The 20,679-nt window shown below is 62.4% G+C and carries 20 protein-coding genes, 3 pseudogenes and 1 riboswitch; of the genes and pseudogenes, 15 read left to right on the forward strand and 8 right to left on the reverse strand.

Features of this window, described 5'->3' with window-relative positions; genetic code table 11:
* The first annotated feature begins 39 nt into the window (after positions 1–39).
* The 6 genes from ACUN0G_RS32160 (at position 40) to mntP (ending at position 6,417) form a co-directional block, all read left to right on the forward strand.
* Positions 40–1,590: an ABC transporter substrate-binding protein gene (locus tag ACUN0G_RS32160; protein ID WP_421526528.1), complete on the forward strand. Its 1,551-nt coding sequence runs from the start codon at positions 40–42 to the stop codon at positions 1,588–1,590.
* A gap of 188 nt (positions 1,591–1,778) precedes the next feature.
* Entirely contained in the window at positions 1,779–2,795 is a 1,017-nt protein-coding gene (locus tag ACUN0G_RS32165) for an ABC transporter permease (RefSeq protein ID WP_258344985.1), read from the forward strand.
* A gap of 19 nt (positions 2,796–2,814) precedes the next feature.
* Positions 2,815–3,696 carry a D,D-dipeptide ABC transporter permease gene (gene ddpC / locus ACUN0G_RS32170; RefSeq protein WP_032868129.1) on the forward strand — a complete coding sequence of 294 codons (882 nt, stop codon included), beginning with the start codon at positions 2,815–2,817 and terminating at the stop codon, positions 3,694–3,696.
* Entirely contained in the window at positions 3,693–4,685 is a 993-nt protein-coding gene (locus tag ACUN0G_RS32175; RefSeq protein ID WP_445575371.1) for an ABC transporter ATP-binding protein, read from the forward strand. Before ddpC ends, ACUN0G_RS32175 begins: the two co-directional genes overlap by 4 nt.
* Positions 4,685–5,635: an oligopeptide/dipeptide ABC transporter ATP-binding protein gene (locus tag ACUN0G_RS32180; protein WP_017475343.1), complete on the forward strand. Its 951-nt coding sequence runs from the start codon at positions 4,685–4,687 to the stop codon at positions 5,633–5,635. Before ACUN0G_RS32175 ends, ACUN0G_RS32180 begins: the two co-directional genes overlap by 1 nt.
* A 40-nt stretch (positions 5,636–5,675) precedes the next feature.
* Positions 5,676–5,843: riboswitch (yybP-ykoY riboswitch) on the forward strand.
* Between the two features lie 10 nt (positions 5,844–5,853).
* Complete coding sequence (gene mntP, locus ACUN0G_RS32185) at positions 5,854–6,417, forward strand: manganese efflux pump MntP (RefSeq protein WP_063029108.1); 564 nt, start codon at positions 5,854–5,856, stop codon at positions 6,415–6,417.
* Between the two features lie 138 nt (positions 6,418–6,555).
* Here mntP and ACUN0G_RS32190 read toward each other — a convergent pair.
* Positions 6,556–6,720 (reverse strand): annotated as a pseudogene (locus ACUN0G_RS32190) (NAD(P)-dependent alcohol dehydrogenase); the annotation flags it as partial.
* A 150-nt stretch (positions 6,721–6,870) separates the two neighbouring features.
* Between ACUN0G_RS32190 and ACUN0G_RS32195 the strand changes: the two are divergent.
* The 3 genes from ACUN0G_RS32195 (at position 6,871) to ACUN0G_RS32205 (ending at position 10,061) form a co-directional block, all read left to right on the forward strand.
* The gene (locus tag ACUN0G_RS32195) at positions 6,871–7,767 is read left to right on the forward strand and encodes a glyoxalase (protein ID WP_445575372.1); all 897 of its coding nucleotides are present in this window, start codon (positions 6,871–6,873) and stop codon (positions 7,765–7,767) included.
* A complete protein-coding gene (locus tag ACUN0G_RS32200; protein ID WP_445575373.1) occupies positions 7,764–9,155 on the forward strand; it encodes an alginate export family protein in 1,392 nt (463 codons plus the stop codon). The genes ACUN0G_RS32195 and ACUN0G_RS32200 overlap by 4 nt, the downstream gene beginning before the upstream one ends.
* Before the next feature lie 87 nt (positions 9,156–9,242).
* Complete coding sequence (locus ACUN0G_RS32205; protein WP_445575374.1) at positions 9,243–10,061, forward strand: alpha/beta fold hydrolase; 819 nt, start codon at positions 9,243–9,245, stop codon at positions 10,059–10,061.
* Positions 10,062–10,120: 59 nt separating this feature from the next.
* Here the strand turns inward: ACUN0G_RS32205 and ACUN0G_RS32210 are convergent, their stop codons facing one another.
* A complete protein-coding gene (locus ACUN0G_RS32210; RefSeq protein ID WP_445575375.1) occupies positions 10,121–10,537 on the reverse strand; it encodes a DoxX family protein in 417 nt (138 codons plus the stop codon).
* A gap of 107 nt (positions 10,538–10,644) precedes the next feature.
* Positions 10,645–11,520 (reverse strand): LysR family transcriptional regulator, encoded by an 876-nt coding sequence (locus ACUN0G_RS32215; RefSeq protein WP_421523906.1) that lies wholly within the window; start codon positions 11,518–11,520, stop codon positions 10,645–10,647.
* Between the two features lie 176 nt (positions 11,521–11,696).
* Here ACUN0G_RS32215 and ACUN0G_RS32220 point away from each other — a divergent pair, with 176 nt between their 5' ends.
* Positions 11,697–12,695 (forward strand): NAD(P)H-quinone oxidoreductase, encoded by a 999-nt coding sequence (locus ACUN0G_RS32220; protein ID WP_258344972.1) that lies wholly within the window; start codon positions 11,697–11,699, stop codon positions 12,693–12,695.
* A gap of 14 nt (positions 12,696–12,709) precedes the next feature.
* Here the strand turns inward: ACUN0G_RS32220 and gcvA are convergent, their stop codons facing one another.
* Entirely contained in the window at positions 12,710–13,609 is a 900-nt protein-coding gene (gcvA, locus tag ACUN0G_RS32225; RefSeq protein ID WP_445575376.1) for a transcriptional regulator GcvA, read from the reverse strand.
* A gap of 101 nt (positions 13,610–13,710) precedes the next feature.
* On the opposite strand from gcvA, the gene ACUN0G_RS32230 reads away from it, so the two are divergent.
* Positions 13,711–14,316 carry a glutathione S-transferase family protein gene (locus ACUN0G_RS32230; protein ID WP_445575377.1) on the forward strand — a complete coding sequence of 202 codons (606 nt, stop codon included), beginning with the start codon at positions 13,711–13,713 and terminating at the stop codon, positions 14,314–14,316.
* A 6-nt stretch (positions 14,317–14,322) separates the two neighbouring features.
* Here ACUN0G_RS32230 and ACUN0G_RS32235 read toward each other — a convergent pair whose 3' ends face one another.
* Both ACUN0G_RS32235 and ACUN0G_RS32240 read right to left on the reverse strand, forming a co-directional pair.
* Complete coding sequence (locus tag ACUN0G_RS32235; protein ID WP_445575378.1) at positions 14,323–15,447, reverse strand: alkene reductase; 1,125 nt, start codon at positions 15,445–15,447, stop codon at positions 14,323–14,325.
* Positions 15,448–15,542: 95 nt separating this feature from the next.
* Complete coding sequence (locus ACUN0G_RS32240; protein ID WP_445575379.1) at positions 15,543–16,220, reverse strand: type 1 glutamine amidotransferase domain-containing protein; 678 nt, start codon at positions 16,218–16,220, stop codon at positions 15,543–15,545.
* 167 nt (positions 16,221–16,387) lie between these two features.
* On the opposite strand from ACUN0G_RS32240, the gene ACUN0G_RS32245 reads away from it, so the two are divergent.
* Positions 16,388–17,344 (forward strand): GlxA family transcriptional regulator, encoded by a 957-nt coding sequence (locus tag ACUN0G_RS32245; RefSeq protein ID WP_063029087.1) that lies wholly within the window; start codon positions 16,388–16,390, stop codon positions 17,342–17,344.
* Between the two features lie 4 nt (positions 17,345–17,348).
* Here the strand turns inward: ACUN0G_RS32245 and ACUN0G_RS32250 are convergent, their stop codons facing one another.
* A complete protein-coding gene (locus tag ACUN0G_RS32250; protein ID WP_309149025.1) occupies positions 17,349–17,855 on the reverse strand; it encodes a GNAT family N-acetyltransferase in 507 nt (168 codons plus the stop codon).
* 190 nt (positions 17,856–18,045) lie between these two features.
* Between ACUN0G_RS32250 and ACUN0G_RS32255 the strand changes: the two genes are divergently transcribed.
* From ACUN0G_RS32255 to ACUN0G_RS32265, 3 genes and pseudogenes are all read left to right on the forward strand, one after another.
* Entirely contained in the window at positions 18,046–18,915 is an 870-nt protein-coding gene (locus ACUN0G_RS32255; RefSeq protein WP_445575380.1) for an undecaprenyl-diphosphate phosphatase, read from the forward strand.
* 156 nt (positions 18,916–19,071) lie between these two features.
* Positions 19,072–19,205 (forward strand): annotated as a pseudogene (locus ACUN0G_RS32260) (undecaprenyl-diphosphatase); the annotation flags it as partial.
* Between the two features lie 156 nt (positions 19,206–19,361).
* Positions 19,362–19,496: pseudogene (locus ACUN0G_RS32265) on the forward strand (undecaprenyl-diphosphatase); the annotation flags it as partial.
* 96 nt (positions 19,497–19,592) lie between these two features.
* Here ACUN0G_RS32265 and ACUN0G_RS32270 read toward each other — a convergent pair.
* The gene (locus ACUN0G_RS32270; RefSeq protein WP_445575381.1) at positions 19,593–20,549 is read right to left on the reverse strand and encodes a Dyp-type peroxidase; all 957 of its coding nucleotides are present in this window, start codon (positions 20,547–20,549) and stop codon (positions 19,593–19,595) included.
* Positions 20,550–20,679 lie beyond the last annotated feature (130 nt).

Raw genomic sequence — 20,679 nt, forward strand, 5'->3', positions numbered from 1 at the left:
CCAACCCGCTTTTTCCTCTAAATAATCAAGGAAACCGGCATGACCCCAAGCAACCGCAAGACCCTCGCACTCTCCCTGCTGTGCGCCGCCCTGAGCCTGGGCGCGTGGCAATCGGCAAGTGCCGCCGCCCCCAAAGACACCCTGATGATCGGCAAGGCCGCCGACCCGCAAACCCTCGACCCGGCCGTGACCATCGACAATAACGATTGGGCGGTGACGTACCCGGCGTACCAGAAACTGGTGGCCTACAAAGTCGAAAACGGCAAGGGCAGCACCGAGGTCAAGGGCGACCTGGCCGACAGCTGGACCACCTCGGCCGACGGCCTGGTGTGGGACTTCAAACTCAAGCCCGGCAACAAGTTCGATGACGGCGCCGAGGTCGACGCCAACGCAGTGAAGTTCTCCTTCGACCGCGTGATGCAGCTCAAGCAAGGCCCGTCGGGCGCGTTCCCGGATGACATGAAAGTCACCGTGGTCGACCCGCTGACCGTGCGCTTCACCCTGACCAAACCCTACGCGCCCTTCCTCTACACCCTCGCCCACAACGGCGCCGGCATCATCAACCCGGACGTGGTGAAACAGGGCGACGTCAACGCCTACCTGTCCACCCACACCGCCGGTTCCGGCGCGTTCCGCCTGACCAACTGGCAAAAGGGCCAGAGCCTGACCCTGGAACCCAACACCTACTACGCCGGCGCCAAACCTGCGCTGAACAAGGTGGTGATCAAGATCATCAGCGAAGCCTCGGTGCGCCGCCTGCAACTGGAACGCGGTGACCTGGACATCGCCGAAGACATGCCTCAGGACCAACTCACCAACCTGGCCAAAAAGAAAGACGTGGTGATCAAGGAGTTCCCGTCGCTGCGGGTGACCTACCTGTACCTGAACAACCAGAAAGCCCCGCTGAACAACCAGAACGCCCGCCAGGCAATCGTTGATGCGGTGGACTACAAAGGCATTGTCGACGGCATCCTCAAGGGCCAGGCCAAGTTGATGAACGGGCCGATTCCCGCCGGCATGTGGGCCAATGACCCGAGCCTGCCATTGATGAAACAGGACCTGGACAGCGCCGGCGCCAACCTGAAGAAGCTCCCGACAAAAATCACCAACCTGAACTACATGTACTCCGACAAGGACCCGGACTGGGAATCCATCGGCCTGACCCTGCAAGCCAGCCTGGCGCCGCTGGGGATCAACCTGAAGATGGAAAAACTGGCCAACGCCACCATGCGCGAGCGCCTGGGCAAGGGTGACTTCGACGTGTCCATCGGCTCGTGGGCGCCGGACTTCTCCGATCCCTACATGTACATGAACTTCTGGTTCGACTCCTCCCTGCAAGGGCTGCCGGGCAACCGTTCGTTCTACAGCAACCCGGTGGTGGACAAGCTGATTCGCGATGCGGCGGCCAACAACGACACGGCCAAGCGCACCGAGCTGTACCAGGAAGCCCAGAAGATCGTGCTCAAGGACAGCGTGTACGCCTACCTGTATCAGAAGAACTACACCCTGCCGATGCGTGATTCGGTGAAGGGTTATGTGTTCCATCCGATGCTGGAGCAGGTGTTCAACGTGGCTGAGATCAGTAAGTAACTGCCGCTCCGGCGCCAATACACCCTGTGGGGAGAACGCTGTTGTGGCGAGGGGGCTTGTCCCCCGTTGGGCTGCGCAGCAGCCCTAAGTTCGCCACCGGGTTATTGGCCGGGAAAATGCTCTGATCTTGCTGGGGGCTGCTTCGCAGCCCAACGGGGGACAAGCCCCCTCGCCACAATGAGGTACTCATGGCCTTCCTGAATATGTTGCGCAAACGCCTGTTCGGCCTGATTTTGGTCGTCGTCGGCGTTTCGCTGATTACCTTTTGCATCTCCCACCTGATCCCGGGTGACCCGGCGCGCCTGATTGCCGGCGACCGGGCCAGTGACGCCATTGTCGAGAATATCCGCCATCAACTGGGCCTCGACCTGCCGCTGTACCAGCAATACGGCCGCTACATGAGCGACCTGCTGCACGGCGACCTCGGCACGTCGATCCGCACCAGCCGCCCGGTGCTTGAAGACCTGAAAGCCTTCTTCCCCGCGACCCTGGAACTGGCGGTTGCCGCCCTGTTGCTCTCCGTATTGGTAGGCGTCCCCCTTGGCGTGTTGTCAGCGGTGTATCACAACCGCGCCATCGACCAGATCGCCCGAACGCTGGCGGTCACCGGCATTTCCACGCCGGCCTTCTGGCTCGGCCTGGGCCTGATCGTATTGTTTTACGGCCAGCTCGGCTGGCTGCCCGGCAGCGGTCGGCTGGATGAAGGCCTCGAACCACCCCGCACCCTTACCGGGTTCTACCTGATCGACTCGCTGCTGGCCGGCGATATCCCGCTGTTCCTGAATGCCCTGGAACACCTGATCCTGCCCGCCGTCACCCTGGGTTTCGTCAACCTCGGCGTGGTCGCCCGGCAGATTCGTTCGGCGATGCTCGACCAGTTGGGCGAGGACTACATCCGTACCGCCCGCGCCTACGGCCTGTCGCGCTGGGCGGTGATCCTGCGCCACGCCCTGCCCAATGCGCTGATCCCGTCGATCACCGTGCTCGGCCTGACCCTCGGCGATTTGCTGTACGGCGCCGTGCTCACCGAGACCGTGTTCGCCTGGCCGGGCATGGGCGCGTATGTGGTGAAGTCGATCCAGTCCCTGGATTTCCCGGCGGTGATGGGCTTCGCGATCATGGTGTCGTTTATTTATGTGCTGCTTAACATGCTGATCGACCTGCTGTACCGGGTGGTCGACCCACGCATCGGCGAGGTGAATTGAGATGACCGCACCCGTGAACATGCCCGTACCGGTGCCCCTCGAGCAACGCCCCACCTGGCGTGCGCGAATGGAGTACCTGGGTTATCAAATACGCCGCAGCCCGTTGACCATCGCCGGCCTGACCATCACCTTGATCGTGCTGATCTGCATGGCCTTCGCTCCGTGGCTGGCCAGCCATGATCCCAACGCGTTGAACCTGGCGCAACGCCTGGCCGAGCCCTCCGCCGAACATTGGTTCGGCACTGATGAGGTCGGCCGCGACCTGTTCAGCCGGGTGCTGTACGGCAGCCGCCAGTCGGTGGGCGTCGGCTTGTTCGTGGCGTTTTCATCCTGCCTGGTGGGCGGCTTGCTGGGTTGCCTGTCGGGGATTATCGGTGGGCGTTTCGACAGCCTGATCATGCGCTTGATGGACATCATGCTGTCGGTGCCGTCCCTGGTGCTGATCATGGCCCTGGCCGCAGCCCTGGGCCCGAGCCTGTTCAACGCGATGCTGGCGATCACCGTGGTGCGCATTCCGTTCTACGTGCGCCTGGCCCGCGGGCAAGCCTTGAGCATTCGCCAGATGGGCTACGTCAAGGCGTCCCAGACCTTCGGCGCCGGGCGCTGGCACATCGTGTCGTGGCACGTGGGCCGCAATGCCATGCCGCCGTTGCTGGTGCAGCTGAGCCTGGACATCGGCAGCGCGATCCTGATGGCTTCGGCCTTGGGTTTCATCGGCCTGGGTGCACAACAGCCCACCGCCGAATGGGGCGCGATGGTTGCCACCGGGCGCAATTTCATTCTCGACAACTGGTGGTACTCGACCTTTCCGGGGCTGGCGATCCTGGTCACCGCGACCGGTTTCAACCTGCTGGGTGACGGTGTTCGTGACCTGCTCGACCCACGGCAACAGGGGAAATGACCATGTCCAGTCCGGCAGTCCTTGCCATCGATAACCTGAGCCTGGAATTCCCGGCTTACCGCAACAACGTCCAGGCACTCAACGGCGTGTCGTTGCACGTCAACCCCGGCGAAGTGGTCGGCGTGGTGGGTGAGTCCGGCTCCGGCAAATCCGTGACCGCCATGCTCAGCCTGCGCCTGCTGCCGGAGCGCAGTTACCGGATCACCGCCGGCAGTTTGCAGATGCTTGGCCGCGACATGCTCGGCGCCAGCGAAAAAGAGCTGTTGCAGATTCGCGGGCGTGACGCGGCGATGATCTTCCAGGAGCCGATGACCGCGCTGAACCCGACCCGACGCATTGGCCGGCAGATGCTCGACGTGATCATCCACCACCAGCGCCTGAGCAAAGCCGCCGCCCGCGCCAAGGCCATCGCCCTGCTGCGGGACATGCACATCGCCGACCCCGAGCAAGTGCTCGACAGTTACCCTTTCGAACTCTCCGGCGGCATGCGCCAGCGGGTGATGATCGCCCTGGCGTTTTCCTGCGACCCGCAGTTGCTGATCGCCGACGAACCCACCACTGCCCTCGACGTCACCGTGCAACGCCAGGTGCTGTTGCTGCTGCGAGAAAAAGCCCGGGAACGCGGCACCGCGATCTTGCTGATCACCCACGACATGGCCGTGGTCTCGCAGTTCTGCGACCGGGTCTACGTGATGTACACCGGCGCGGTGGTGGAAGAAGGTCCGACGGCTCAGGTGATGAGCGATCCGCGCCATCCCTACACCCAAGGCCTGCTCAGCGGTTTGCCGGAACAGGTAAAGCCCGGCGATGACCTGTTGACCATCCCCGGCCAGGTGCCCAACCTCGCCGCCCTGCCCTCAGGCTGCACCTTCCGCGAACGCTGCCCCCAGGCCATGAGCCAATGCATCAAGCGCCCGCGCCTGAACCTGATCAACCCTGTCGGCACCCGCAAAAGCGCGTGCTGGCTGACTGCCGGGGAGTCGGTTTAATGACAGTGCCTCAAGATTCACTGCTGGCCCTGCGGGATGTACGGGTCAAGTTCCCGGTAAAAACCGACTGGCTGGGCCGCCCGCGCGGTTATGCCCACGCCCTCAACGGTATCGACTTGCAGGTGCGCCGTGGGGAAACCCTGGGGATTGTCGGCGAATCCGGCTGCGGCAAAAGCACCCTCGCCCAATTGCTGATGGGCCTGGTCAAGCCCAGCGACGGCGAAGTCGACTGGGTCTACGAAAGCGCCCGGGAACGTCATCGCCATGTACAGATCGTGTTCCAGGACCCGCAATCGTCCCTCGACCCGCGCCTGCCCATCTGGAAAATCATCACCGAGCCGCTGTTCGCCCTTGGCGACACGCCCAAGGGTGAAATGCGCACCATCGCCGCCAAGGTCGCCGCCCAAGTAGGCATCCGTGCCGAATACCTGGACCGCTACCCGCACCAGTTCTCCGGTGGCCAGCGCCAACGCATCGCCATCGCCCGCGCACTGGCCTCCAACCCGAGCATCCTGGTGCTGGACGAACCGACCTCGGCCCTGGACATCTCGGTCCAGGCGCAAATCCTCAACCTGCTGGCCGAGCTGCAACGCCGACTGGGGCTGACCTACATCCTGATCTCCCACAACGTATCCGTGGTGCGGCACATGGCCGACCGGGTGGCGGTGATGTACCTGGGGCAAATTGTGGAACTGGGGTGTGCCGAGCAAGTGCTGGAGCAGCCGAAGCATCCCTACACCCAGCTGCTGCTGGAGGCCGTCCCCAAGCTGGGGGTGGCGCTGGACGATGCGTATGTCAGTGCACCGACAGAGCTGCCGGGAAACCGGGTGTTGCCGGGCGGGTGCTTTTTCCTGGATCGCTGCCCGCGCCGCACCCAAGGCTGCGAACGGCCGCAGCGGTTGACCGGTGGGATGAGTCAGCAGGTGCGGTGTCATCTGGAACATCCGTGAGGCACGGTTAACAAAATTTTCATGTAGCCAAGGCTATGATCCGCCACCTCGTTGGGGAGTAGCCTGCTTCGGATTCTCGAAGCGTTCGTATCAACATTCTCGGCAACATGCCGTGGTGCGAACACCATTTTGGTTGGTGAGACCAGCGACACATCCATGCCTAAAGTCGGGCGTGTGGTTGTGTCGTTGACTCATATAGCCCGACTGGAAGCCTTACCGTGAACCCCATTTCCCTCATCCTGCTCGCCCTTGCCATGTCCACGGACGCCTTTGCGGCGGCCATCGGCAAAGGTTCCAGCCTGCACAAACCGCGTTTGACCGAAGCCCTGCGGGCCGGTCTGATCTTTGGTGTGATTGAAGCCATCACGCCGATTATTGGCTGGGCTATTGGCCAGGCTGCCACTCGCTGGGTGGAACAGTGGGACCACTGGATCGCCTTTACCCTGCTGGTAGCCCTGGGTCTGCACATGATCTACAACGGCTTGAAGGCCGATGATCCAGAAGAAGAGAAACCGAGCCAGCACTCGTTCATGATCCTTGCCGTAACGGCGTTTGCCACCAGCATTGATGCCCTGGCGGTCGGCGTGGGCCTGGCGTTTGTTGACGTGAATATCCTGGTGGCCGCTGCGGCGATCGGCTTGGCGACGATGACCATGGTAACCATCGGCATGATGCTCGGCCGGGTGTTGGGCACTGTGGTGGGCAAGCGCGCCGAGATGGTTGGCGGCGTGGTGTTGATGCTGGTGGGTGCGACGATCTTGTATGAGCACCTGTCGGTCTAGACACTTGCGAAGATCAAAATGTGGGAGCGGGCTTGCTCGCGAAGACGGTGTGTCAGTCGCTGAATATGCCAGCTGAACCACCGCTTTCGCGAGCAAGCCCGCTCCCACAGGGGATCTGCGGCGATCAATCAGGCTGCGTGTTTTGTTCCATTCGTTGCGTACGGTGTGCAGGTCCGAGTGGCAGACGCCGCAGTAAAGGATGTCGATCTGCACGTCATCGGCCCCGGGGGCGCGTCGTTCAAACGTGAAGGGCTTGAGTGAATCCTTGGAGTCACGAGCGGCTTAGCTGTAAGCCTTGGCCATTTCGTTCACCTGTTTGTTCAGACGGTTGAAGTCAGTTGACCCGCATAGACGCTGAACCGTTCAACCGAGCACGCCCGTACAATCCGCACGGCAACCCGCCCCCTAAGCTGGCGACTTTTCGATCACGCTGAAAAGTGCTGGAGAATGGGTATGTGCAAGAAAGTGACGACGATATCGCTGGCCTTGACGCTATTGGGCGCGCAGCTGGTGGGCAGCGCGTTGGCGGCAACACCGAATGTGGCCGTGGCGCCGCAATACGACACCAGTCACGTCTACGTCGCCCCGGCTGACGTGGACCGCTTTGCCCAGAGTTTCCTCGCCACATTCGGCGGAAAGAGCACGTCCCAGGTAGTGGTGAATGTCCTGCCGGTGCCCAGCAGCACCACCTCGCAACTCCTGCAGACACCAGCGGGCACGGTGTCGCTGTTCGGTTTCACCACACCTGTCCCGCACCCGTTCGGCCAGGAGCGCAACGGCTATCTGGTCAAGGACATGGACGTTGCACTCAAGGCTGCCCGGGAAAACGGCGCGGCGGTGATTGTCAGTAATTTTCCCGACCCCATCGGCCGTGATGCGGTGATCCAGTGGCCGGGCGGTGTGAACATGCAGCTCTACTGGCACACCAAGGCCCCGGATTACGCGGCGTTCCAGACCATTCCGGAGAACCGCGTGTATGTCTCCAGCGACCGCGCCGACACGTTCATCAAGTCCTTCGTCGGGTTTTCCCACGGCAAAGTCCTGGCCGATGACAAGCATGCCCCGGCGGTCGAGATCGGCCAGGCCAGCGGCAGCTATCGGCGCGTCGACATCGAGTCGCCGTTCGGGCGCATGGCGGTACTGGTCACCAACGGCCAACTGCCCTACCCCTTCGGCCATGAAACCACCGGCTACCAGGTGGCCAACCTGACCGAGACGTTGGGCAAAGCCACTGGCTCCGGGGCCAAGGTGCTGGTTCCGGCGTTTGAGAGTAAGGGCCGGCGCAGCGCACTGGTGGAGTTCCCGGGCGGTTACGTCGCGGAGATTCACCAGCTCAGCGGCGCAAAATGATCCGCAGCACAGGCTGGGGCCTGGCGGTGCTGTGGCCGCTGCTGGCCGGCAGCGTCCACGCTGACGATCAACCGACGCGCCCGACGATCAAGGCCAACCGCTGGCAGGAAGACTGGTCCGTGCTCAAGGACCCGACGCTGCGCACCCACCCCCTGGACAGCCTGAAGTACATCCCGCTGTCCAGTGCCAACCCGTTCACTTACCTGTCCCTGGGCGCGACCTTGCGTGAGCGCTTCGAGATGAATGACGCGGGCGGTTTCGGCGTGAATAACGTGGCCCGTGACCGTTACCTGATCCAGCGTTTCCAGGTGCATGCCGACCTGCACCTGAATGAAAACTGGCGGGTGTTCACCCAACTGGAAGACGCCCGGGCCTATGACAAGACCTCAATCGGCGGCGCCGACCAGAATCGTGTCGACCTGCGCCTGGCCTTTGCCGAATACATCAACACCTTCAGTGCCGGCACGCTCAAGGGCCGCGTCGGCCGGCAGGACTTTGCCTTCGACTTGCAGCGCTTCATCTCGTCACGGGATGGACCGAATGTGCGCCAGTCCTTTGATGCGCTATGGGCTGACTGGGAAACCTCGAACTGGCGTTTTATCGGGATCGCCAGCCACCCGGTGCAGTACCAGGACGAGCGGCACTTCGACGATAAATCCAACGCTGACGCGCAGTTTCACATGCTGCGGGTCGAGCGGCTGGTGGGTGGCAAGAATGAGCTGTCGGCCTATTACGGTTTGTATGAACGCAGTGATGCCCACTATCTGGACGGCGACGGCGATGAGAAACGCCAGCTGTTCGACGCCCGGCTGGGGGGCGCGGCCCTGGGGTTCGATTGGGACATTGAAGCCATGCTGCAAGGTGGCTCGGTGGGGCACAAGGATATCCGTGCCTGGGGTGGCGGCAGCCGCGTGGGCTACACCTTCGACAACCTGGCCTGGACCCCGCGCCTGGGACTGCAGATGGATATTGCCTCGGGGGACCGCCATGCCGGTGACGGCACGGTGGGTACCTTCAACCCGCTGTTCCCCAATGGCTACTACTTTTCCCTGGCGGGTTATACGGGCTACAGCAACCTGATTCACGTCAAGCCGTCGGTCACCGTCAAGCCCATCGCCAAGCTCAGTGTTCAGACCGCCGTGGGCCTGCTCTGGCGGCAAACCACCGCAGACGCGGTCTACACTCAGCCCAACCTGCCGGTGGCCGGCACCGCAGGCCAGGGTGAACGCTGGACCGGCGCCTATGCTCAAGCTCGTACCGACTACGGGTTTACCCCCAACCTCACCGGCGCCGTCGAGGCCGTGCACTACGCGGTCGGCCAGACGCTGCGGGATGCCGGCGGGCATGACAGCAATTACCTGGGGGTCGAGCTCAAGTTCAGTTGGTAAACCCAACCAAGCACACCCGTACAAGCGCTGCCAGCGCCTGTTCGACAATAGTCAGCCTTTGCCTTCGTACTCACCCAAGGAGTTTCCATGAGCACTTTACTCACCAAAGACGGCACCGAAATCTACTTCAAGGACTGGGGCAGCGGTAAACCCGTGCTGTTCAGCCATGGCTGGCCGCTGGACGCCGACATGTGGGAATACCAGATGGAGTACCTGAGCAGCCGTGGCTACCGCACCATCGCGTTTGACCGCCGTGGTTTTGGCCGTTCGGACCAACCCTGGACCGGTAACGACTACGACACCTTCGCCGACGATATCGCCGAACTGATCAACCACCTGGACCTGCAGGACGTGACGCTGGTGGGCTTCTCCATGGGCGGTGGCGACGTCGCCCGCTATATCGCGCGCCATGGCAGCGCGCGCGTCGCCGGCCTGGTGTTGCTGGGGGCGGTGACGCCACTGTTCGGCCAGAAACCCGACTACCCGCAAGGTGTTCCCAAGGATGTGTTCGACGGCATCAAGGCCGGCCTGCTGAAGGACCGCGCGCAGTTCATTTCCGACTTCAACACACCGTTCTTCGGCATCAACAAGGGCCAGAAAGTCTCCCAGGGCGTACTGACCCAGACCTTGCAGATCGCCCTGCTCGCCTCGCTCAAGTCCACCGTGGATTGCGTCACTGCGTTCTCGGAAACCGACTTCCGTCCAGACATGGCCAAGATCGACGTGCCAACGCTGGTGATCCACGGTGATGGCGACCAGATCGTACCGTTCGAAACCACCGGCAAGGTGGCTGCCGAGATGATCAAGGGCGCCGAATTGAAGGTGTACAAGGATGCGCCACACGGCTTCGCGGTCACCCATGCCGAAGCCTTGAACGCCGACCTGCTGGCGTTCCTGAAGCGCTGAAGCGATTGCAGCACCCTGCTCCACTCCTTTTGGCCGGGTTTACACCCGGCCTTTTTTATTCAGGCGTAACGCAGGGCGCCGCCCCACCGCTGGTTGAACGCTATTCGCCCGGGCCCGGCAATCAGGATGCTGGTGAAAATGATCAACAGCAGCCAGCCAAACTGCCCTTCGAGCAGTGTCCATTGCGGATGCACCACCAGCATGGCGATCAGCAGCACACTCAGGATCGGCAGGCAGGCCAGGCGCACCAGCCCCCCGGCGATGATCAACAGCGGGCACAGCACTTCGGCGAAAATCGCCAGCAACAGTGTCACGCTCGCCCCCAGGTGAAAAGGATCCTCGATCACCTTCAACTGTTCGCCATAGTCCAGCAGCTTGGGCAAACCATGGACCCACAGCAGGAACAATCCCCCGCTGACCCGCAAAAACAGCAGCCCTAAATCCCGTGCCCCGTCATCCCGTAGTAATGCGTTCATAAGCGACCTGTTCCCGTGACGTTTACCGACGTATTTACGCCGGAACCGGAGCCGATTGTGCGGCCACGGACGCCTCGGAAATTGCAGCGTTGTGCTGACCTGGGACCTTACTCACCCGTGTCGGCAAACCCGGCGACGATCTCATCGATCACCACCCGCACCCGCGCGGTGTGCCGCAGGTCGGCGTGGGTCACCAGCCACACATCGTAGGGCAACGGCCGCGTACGCTCCGGCCACAGCCGCACCAGACCGTCCCGTTCGCCGGTAATCAGCGGAATTTCACCGATGCCCAGGCCCGCGGCAATGGACCGGCGCACCAGCAGGCTGGAACTCATGGCCGCAACGATGCGCCCGCGCCCCAGCGGCTCGGAGACCAGGGTCATGTCTTTCTGGCTGTGCAGGTGCGGCTCGTACACCACCAGGTCGTGCCCTTCGAACACGCTGCCCGGCTCCGGTACGCCGTGGCGGTCGATATACGCCTGCGAGGCAAATAGCCCCACCGGCCAGCGAGCGATGCGCCGGGCGATCAGGTCGGGGTTGTCCGGGCGGGTGTTGCGCACGGCGATGTCAGCTTCACGCTTGGCCAGGCTCAGGATCTGGGTCGAAGCGTCCATCTGCACGCGCACGTCAGGGTGCGTGTCGTGCAGCCGGGCGATGGCCGGGATCAGGAAGTCGATGGCCAGGGAGTCGGTGGTGGTCACCCGTACGGTGCCGGTCAGGCGGTCGTCCAGGCCCTGGACCTGACGTTCCAGTTCAATGGCCGAACGCTCCATTTTCTCCACTGATTGCAAGGCGGCCTCACCCACGGCCGTCAGCGCATAGCCTTCGGAGGTGCGCAGAAACAACGTCGCGTTCAAGGATTTTTCCAGGGCATTGACTCGCCGCCCTACGGTGGCCTGATCCACCCCCAGCACCCGCGCGGCACCGCGCGAAGTGGACTCGCGGCACACCGCGAGAAATACCCGGGCATCGTCCCAGTTCATGGCTTCTCCCTGCGATGCGGTTTTGCATCGTTGTGACGTGTAATCGCAGCATTATTGCATCACTCATCACGGCTATGCTGGGCACCAGAAAAAATACCCAGGATCGCCAGCAGGCTGAACCGCTCGGTAACGGGCGCGGTCCCACCCCATACGTTCATTGCTACAGGTGCACTCAAATGACTCTGCCCCACGAAATGACCCTGATCGAAATCACCAGCCCCGGCGGCCCCGAAGTCCTGCAACCACGCCAGGAGCCTGTACCTGTCGCCGGCCCCGGCGAAGTGCTGATCCGCGTGCACGCCGCCGGCGTCAATCGCCCGGACGCCCTGCAGCGCGCCGGCACGTACCCGATGAAGCCCGGCATGAGCCCGATTCCCGGGCTGGAAGTGGCCGGTGTGGTGGTCGCGCTGGGCGAAGGCGTCAGCGAGTACGCATTGGGCGACAAGGTCTGCGCCCTGACCAATGGCGGTGGGTATGCGCAGTACTGCGCGGTACCCGCCAGCCAGACCTTACCGATTCCCGATGGCCTGGACTGGATTCAGGCGGCAGCGATCCCGGAAACCTTCTTCACCGTGTGGGCCAACCTGTTCGGCATCGGCGGCGCGCATAAAGGCCAGCGCGTGCTGATCCACGGCGGCACCAGCGGCATCGGCACCACCGCGCTGATGCTCTGCCGCGAGTTCGGTATCGAAGCGTTCGCCACCGCCGGCAGCGCGGAAAAATGCGCCGCCATCCGCGAGCTGGGAGCCGAGCCGATCAACTACCGGGAACAGAATTTCGCCGAGGTCATCGCTGACAAAACCGCTGGCAAGGGCGTCAATGTGATCCTCGACATCATGGGTGGCTCCTACCTGAACGACAACATCAGCGCCCTGGCCATGGAAGGTCGACTGGTGATGCTGGGCTTCCTGGGCGGCGCACGCGCCAAAGATATCGACCTGCTGGCAATTCTCGGCAAACGTGCGATCGTCACCGGCTCGTTGTTGCGCTCACGCACCCGGGAAGAAAAAGCCGCGATTGCCGCACAACTGCGTGAACACGTGTGGCCAGTGCTGTCGGCCGGGCGTTGCCTGCCGATGATCGATGAGGTGTATGCGTACACCGACGCCGCGAAGGCCCATGCGCGAATGGAAGGTGGTGACCATATCGGCAAGATTGTGTTGCGGGTGGACTGAAAAAACGCAGCGGGTCAGGCCTGGGGTTTCAACAGGGCCTGATACGCTTGCGCCTCGGCGAACAACCACTCGGAAAACTCCCGCCGCTTGTTCGCCGCACGCTCCCGTGGCGGCCACACCAGCCAATACGGATAAGGGTACGGTGCGGTGATCTCACTCAACTGCACCAACTCACCTCGCCCAATGGCGTCCTGCACCAGGCTGCGCCGATCCAGCGCGATGCCCTGCCCCAGCCGCACCGCCTCCAGCACCAGGTTCGAATCGTTGCTGCACAGGCCCTGACGCTCAACCGCCATGTCCACACCGGCCGCCTGGCACCAGGGCCGCCAGGATTCGGTGCTGTGAATTATGCGGCTCTCGATGATCTGCGCAGGCGTGCACGGCAGATGCCCACCGTTAAAGTGTGGCGCCGCGACCACCACCAGTTCGTCATGGAACAGTAACGTCTGCTCCACGCCCTCCCAGTCGCCCTTGCCCATGCGAATGCCGATATCCACCGACTCCTGATGCAGGTTGGAAACTGTCAGGCTGGCTTGCAGGCGGATGTTGATGTCCGGGTAACGCTGCTGAAACGCCGGCAGCCTGGGGATCAACCACGCGCGGGCAAACGAGGGGATGACGGCCACCACCAGTTCGCCCATTTTCGGCTGGGCCTGGATCGTGCGGGTAGCGTGCTCAATGTCCGCAAGCGCCTGGCGGATTTGCAGCGCGTACAAACGGCCATCCTCGCTGACACGCAGACCGCGACCTTCACGCACAAACAAGGTAAGGCCGACCATCTCCTCCAGCGCCTTGATCTGCTGGCTGATTGCCGAGTGGGTGACGTGCAATTCCTTGGCGGCCAGGGTCACGCTCCCGAGCCTGGAGGTGGCTTCGAAACTGCGCAGTGCGGTCAGGGGCGGGAAAGCGTTCATGTAAGCGCGGCTAACCTTTCGTGATAAAAAAGATCGATATTGCAGGGGTGGATCCCCCGATAAAGTAATCTGAATTTAACACTGCGGTAAATGGAGGCTACATGAAACTGGTCGGCATGCTGGACTCGCCCTACGTGCGCCGCGTGGCAATTTCCCTGGAGCTGTACGGTGTCGCGTTTGAACACCAGGCACTGTCGGTGTTCAGTACCTTCGATGAGTTCTCCAGGATCAACCCGGTGGTCAAGGCCCCGACATTGGTGCTCGACGACGGGACGGTGCTGATGGATTCCGGCCTGATCCTCGAATACCTGGAAGCCCTGGTGCCGGCTGATAAAAAGCTGTTGCCCCAGCAAACAGTGGCACTTGCCCGGGATCTGCAAGTGATCGGCCTGGCGCTGGCCGCGTGCGAAAAGACCGTGCAGATCGTCTACGAACACCACCTGCGGCCTGCCGAGAAACTTCACCAGCCGTGGATCGACCGCGTGACCGGGCAACTGCTGGCGGCTTACTCGTTATTGGAGGCACTGGTGGCCGAGCGCGACAGCGACGCGCCGCTGGCCCAGGCGAGCCTGACGGTGGCGGTCGCCTGGTCCTTCACCCAGCTCAAGATAGGCGACGCCGTGAAGGCCGATGCGTTCCCGCACTTGCAGCGCCATGCGGCACGTGCGGAACAGCATTCGGCGTTCCGCAAGTACCCGACCGAGTAGCCGCGTTTACCCGGCGTACACCGGGTAATCGGTGAAGCCCACCTCCGTGCCGCCATACAGGCCGGCAGCGTTCAACGGGTTCAGCGGCCAACCGTTGAGCAGGCGCTGGGGCAAGTCGGGGTTGGCAATGTATGGCCGGCCAAATGCAATCAGGTCCGCCAGCCCCGCCTCTACCAGTCGTACGCCACGCTCTGCGGTGTAGCGGCCGGCGTAGATGATGCGACCGGTGAAGGTGTCGCGCACAGCTCGGCGGAACGACTCGGGCAATTCCGGCGCGTTGTCCCAGTCAGCCTCGGCGATGGACACGTAAGCGATGCCGGTGGCCTCAAGTATCTTGATCGCTTCAATGTAGGTGTGATGCGGATCTTCCTCGACCAGGCCGATGTAAACCCGATCCTGGTCAGTGCCGCTGAACAACGGCGCAAAACGCACACCCAGGCGTTCCGGGCCGACCACTTCAGCCACCGCCTCGACGATTTCCCGCAAAAAACGCAGGCGATTGTGCAACGAGCCACCGTATTCATCGTCGCGCTGGTTGGAATGCGCCGAGATGAACTGGTTGACCAGGTAGCCGTTGGCCGAATGAATCTCCACGCCATCAAACCCGGCGGCCAACGCGTTTTTTGCAGCCTGGGCATACAGCCCCACCAGCTCCTTGACCTCTGCGGTAGTCAAGGCGCGGGGCTCTGGTGGCTGTACCAACTCACCGGTGCCGGGCCCGGTTGCAACGAATGCCTTGGCTTGCTGCGGCTGAATCGCCGACGGCGCGACGGGGGCTGCGCCGTCGGGTTGCAGATCGTGATGGGACACGCGGCCCACATGCCAAAGCTGGGCGAAGATCACGCCGCCTTCGGCATGCACGGCATCGGTCACGGTACGCCAGCCGTCGATCTGCTCCGGCGTGTAGATGCCCGGAGTCCAGGCATAACCCTGGCCGCGAGGCTCGATCTGCGTGCCTTCGCTGACCATGAAGCCGGCGGTGGCGCGCTGGCGGTAATAGAGCGCCATCAAGTCCGTGGCGATATCACCGGGCTGGGCACTTCGCTGGCGGGTCAGTGGCGGCAGGACGATGCGGTTTTTCAGGGTGTGGTGCCCCAGTTTGATCGGGGTACCTAAAGCGCTGTTACTCATGATGGGGGTTCCAGAAGCGAATTTCGGGCGTGCAGAAGTGGCCGGCTCCCGCTCAGGGGAGCCGCCAACCACTTACTTTTGGGGGATTTAGCGGGTTACGCGGTCAGCTTCAACAGCGCTTTGGCCACGTCGCTGGAACTGGCAGGATTCTGCCCGGTGACCAGCAGGCCATCTTCAATCACAAAGGACTGCCAGTCGGCACCCTTCTCGTACTTGCCGCCCAGCGCCTTGAAATCATCTTCGATCAGGAACGGCACCACGTCGGTCAGGCCAACCGCGGCTTCTTCCGAATTGGAGAAGCCGGTGACGCATCGACCCTTGACCAGCGGCTCGCCGTTGACGGCCTTGACGTGACGCAAGGCACCCGGGGCGTGGCACACAAAGCCAATCGGCTTGTCGGCACGCTCGAAGGCTTCGATCAGGGCAATGGAGGTTTTCGACTCTGCCAGGTCCCACAGCGGGCCGTGGCCGCCTGGGTAGAAAACGGTGTCGAAGTCGTCGGCGTTGACCGAGTCCAGCTTCAGCGTGGTGGCCAGGGCCTGCTGTGCCGCCGGGTCGGTGGCGAAGCGGCGGGTCTGGTCGGTTTGCGAATCCGGCAGGTCGCTGACCGGATCCAGCGGCGGCTGACCACCGGCTGGCGAGGCCAGGGTCACGTCGGCCCCGGCGTCCTTGAACGCGTAGTAGGGAGCAGCAAATTCTTCGAGCCAGAACCCGGTCTTGCGGCCGGTGTTGCCAAGCTGGTCGTGAGAAGTCAAAACCATCAATACTTTCATGTGCCAGTGCCTCGGGGTGATGTGGGGTGGAATGGAGTGAAGCTTATGAGCCGGGCCAACACCGCACAATGTCATGTCCGCAAGGATTCCGGACATTGTGCCAAGCCGGTTGCCGTTTACCGGTTACACGCCGACAATCACCGCTCCGCGCCCCTTGGAGAGATGAGATGCACAGCATTGCGCTGATGGTTTACCCGAACTTTCAATCCCTCAGCCTTAGCCTGGGCTCGGTGTTCGAGTGCGCGAATCTGCTGCGGGGCGAGCAGGCGTATGAGTTTCACCTGGTGTCGGAGAGTGGCGGCCCGATCATGACGTCCCAGGGGTTCTCGGTGAACAGCACACCGATCCGGCCCGAGGGTTATGACACATTGATCGTCAGCGGCTACCTGGAGTTCCAACTGCCTGATGCCAACCTGCTGCGGCTGGTCCAGGCGGCCTCCAAGCAATCCCGGCGCATTGCTTCGCTGTGCATGGGCATCTTCGTGCTGGCCGAAGCCGGGTTGCTCGAGGGCAAGCGCGCCACCACCCACTGGCTGCACGCACCGGCGTTTGCCAAGCGTTATCCGCAGATTCGCCTGGAGGAGGACAAACTGTTCGTCGTCGACGGCCAGATCTGGACCGGCGCCGGCATGAGCGCCGGGGTGGACCTGGCGCTGGCGATGGTGGAGAACGACCTTGGCAGCGACCTCGCCCGCCGCATCGCGCGCAAGCTGGTGATTGCCCAGCGGCGTGGCAGCGAACAGTCGCAACTGTCGGCGCTGCTGGAACTGGACCCCAAATCCGACCGTGTGCAACTGGCACTGGCCTACGCTCGGGAGAATCTGACTCACGACCTTTCAGTCGAGGCATTGGCGGCCGTGGCGCGCCTCAGCCCGCGCCAGTTCAGCCGGGTGTTTCGCGAAGAGACCGGGCAAACCCCGGCCAAGGCCATCGAATCCCTGCGAGTAGAAGCTGCGCGGGCGATGATGGAGACCAGCCGCCATCCGGTGGAAGTGGTCGCCCGCGAGACCGGGTTCGGTGATCGCGAGCGCATGCGCCAGGCGTTCCTGCGCGCATTCGGGCAACCGCCTCAGGCGATGCAGGCGGCGCTGTTCAGTGCAGGGGCTGGCGCAGCGTTTAGCTGAGGCCTCAGTGCAACGCCGCGCGGGTCACGAGGAAGCTCAGCAGGTTCGGCTCATCATCCAGCTCAATGGCCTGCACCGGACGGGGCAGGTTATCCAATACCGTGCGCCAGAACGCCTGGCTCACTTCATCCTGATCATAGAAACGCACCAGCCAGTTCGCCTCGCCACTGCTCAAGACCTGGGTGGCGATGGCGCGGCCAATGCCTTTGCGGCGATAGCGCTTCAAGATGAACAGGTCTGCCAGCTCCAGCGCGTCGATCCCCGGGAGTTCGCTGCCTTCGATCAGCAGGAAACCTGCGATAAAGCCATCGACCAATAGCAGGTTGGCGCTCCATTGCGGGTCTTGCCAGTAGCGGGCCAGGTGCTCTTCATGGATGTAGAAACGGCCGTCCACCTCGACGTCTTCCTGTTCCCAGTCCGAGGACTCGTAGGCGTAGAACTGGTAAAGGTTGGCGATCAGCGCGGCATGTTCCGGGCCGGTTTCGATCAATTCGACGGTGGTATCGGGGATTGCAGGCATGGGCATCTCGGCAAAAAAACAGGGCGCCATTGTCAACAAAAGCCACCGGCAATGCCAATACATCGGCCAAGCTTTCTACTTGCTGAACCGATCGCACTTTTCTCTTGTCAACGACAAAATCATTACAAAGTTAGACTAAACTCCGCGCCACTTCCCTCCCCTCGTTTTCAGGATAAGTACTTTGACAAACGTCTGCACCAGCGGCCTCGATGTCGGTTTTGCGTCCCTGGATTACCTGCAAATCGGCATCCTGGGCATCATTCAGGGCATTACCGAATTGCTGCCCGTGTCTTCCACCGCCCATATGCGCATCGTGCCCGCCCTGCTCGGCTGGCCGGATCCCGGCTCGGCGTTTTCCGCGGCCATGCAGTTGGCCGCACTGGCAGCGGTGGTCAGTTACTTCTGGAAGGATGTGCGCCAGGTCACCGTGGGCAGCATCAGCGCGGTGCGCCAGGGCGACTACAACAACCCGTGGTTCAAGTTGGCGGTGGCCATTGTGCTGGCGACGATTCCGATTGGTATAGCCGGGATTGCCTTATCGTCGACGCTCAACTCGTGCAACTCGCCGTTGCGCGGGCTGATGGTGATCGGGATTTCCTGCCTGGTGATGGCGGTGCTGCTGGCGGCGGCTGAACTCAGCGCAAGGCACAAGCGCACGGTGGGCGAAATGCGCCTGCGGGATGCGCTGATTGTCGGCATTGCGCAGATCGGCGCGTTGATTCCCGGGGTTTCCCGCTCGGGCTCGACCCTGACCGCCGCACTGTTCCTCAACTTCAAGCGTGAAGAAGCGGCGCGGTTTTCGTTCCTGCTGGGCTTGCCGGCGATCGCCCTGGCGGGTTTGAAGGAGCTGTGGGTGTTGTTTCACGCCGACCTTCCGGCCCATGCCTGGCCGCACCTGATCTTTGGCCTGGTGGTCGCCAGTGTCTCGGCGTTCTTCGCGATCTGGGGCCTGATGAAGTTTCTGGAGCGGTTTTCCACCTGGCCGTTCGTGATCTACCGTGCGGTGCTGGGGGTGTTCCTGATTGTGGCGGTGAGCACCGGGTTCCTGTAGGAGCGAGCTTGCTCGCGATGGTCGTTAATGATGACGCGCCCTGCCTGGATAAACACGGTGTCTGGGCGTTTTTCGCGAGCAAGCTCGCTCCTACAGTTAAGGCACGCGGTCGGCCAGTTCTTCGAGCAAATCCGCTGATGGTATGAAGAACAGGCCGCCGGTGTCTCGGTGTTCTTCGCGATCTGGGGCCTGATGAAGTTTCTGGAGCGGTTTTCCACCTGGCCGTTCGTGATCTACCGTGCGGTGCTGGGGTGTTCTTGATTGTGGCGGTGAGCACCGGGTTCCTGTAGGAGCGAGCTTGCTCGCGATGGTCGTTAATGATGACGCGCCCTGCCTGGATAAACACGGTGTCTGGGCGTTTTTCGCGAGCAAGCTCGCTCCTACAGTTAAGGCAAGCGGTCGGCCAGTTCTTCGAGCAAATCCGCTGATGGTATGAAGAACAGGCCGCCAGTGTCTCGGCGTTCTTCGCGATCTGGGGCCTGATGAAGTTTCTGGAGCGGTTTTCCACCTGGCCGTTCGTGATCTACCGTGCGGTGCTGGGGGTGTTCCTGATTGTGGCGGTGAGCACCGGGTTCCTGTAGGAGCGAGCTTGCTCGCGATGGTCGTTAACGATGACGCGCCCAGCCTGGATAAACACGGTGCCTGGGCGTTTTTCGCGAGCAAGCTCGCTCCTACAGTTAAGGCAAGCGGTCGGCCAGTTCTTCGAGCAAATCCGCTGATGGTATGAAGAACAGGCCGCCGGTGACCGCCGTGCTGAAGTCCAGCAGGCGGTCATAGTTGCCGGCCGGCCGGCCGACAAACATGTTCTCCAGCATCAACTCCAACGGCTCCGGCGACCGTGCGTAGCCGATGAAGTACGTACCAAACTCCCCGGCGCCCGGACGGCCAAAGGGCATGTTGTCCCGCAGGATTTTCACCTCCTCGCCGTCCTTGGTGATGGTGGTCAGCGCACTGTGGGAATTGGTCGGTTTGGCCGCGTCGTCGAGTTCGATATCCGACAGTTTCGTACGCCCGATCACCCGCTCCTGAGCCTCGACCGACAATGCGTTCCAGGCCGTCATGTTGTGCAGGTACTTCTGCACCAACACATAGCTGCCGCCACTGAAGTCCGGGTCCTCATCACCGACAATGGTGAAGCCCACCGCCTTGCGCCCGACCGGGTTCTCGGTACCGTCGACAAAACCGATGATGCTGCGCATGTCGAAGTAGCGGAACCCCTGGACCTCGTCCACCACTGTCACTGAATCGCCCAGCGCGGCCATCAACTGCGTGGCCAACTCAAAACACAGGTCCATCTGATCGGCACGGATGTGCAGCAGGATATCCCCCGGCGTGGCCGGTGCCAGACGCCCTGCCACGCCTACCTCCTTGAACGGATGCAATGCCGCCGGGCGCGGGCTGCCGAACAGCGCGTCCCACGCCTTTGAGCCGAAACCTGCGACACAGGACAGGTTGCCCGCCGGCACACGCTTGCCGACTGAACGCACCAGGCCGGCAATATCGGCGCACCAACTGCGTACCGCCTCGGCCGAGTCGCTGCCCGGAGCCAGGGTGGCAACCATGAAAATGGCGCTGCTGGTGATCGGGCTGCAGACGGATTGGGGTTCGAGGTTTGGATCGGTTGGGGTTGTCATTGGGAGGTCCACGGGTGGCGGTCGAGATTTCAACGTCGGGAGATTAGCAGACCACCAAACCCTGTGGGAGCTGTCGAGCCTCAGCGAGGCTGCGAAGGCGGCAGCAGTGTCAACATGGATGCTGCCTGAA

The sequence above is a fragment of the Pseudomonas sp. 32A genome, assembly GCF_052682255.1.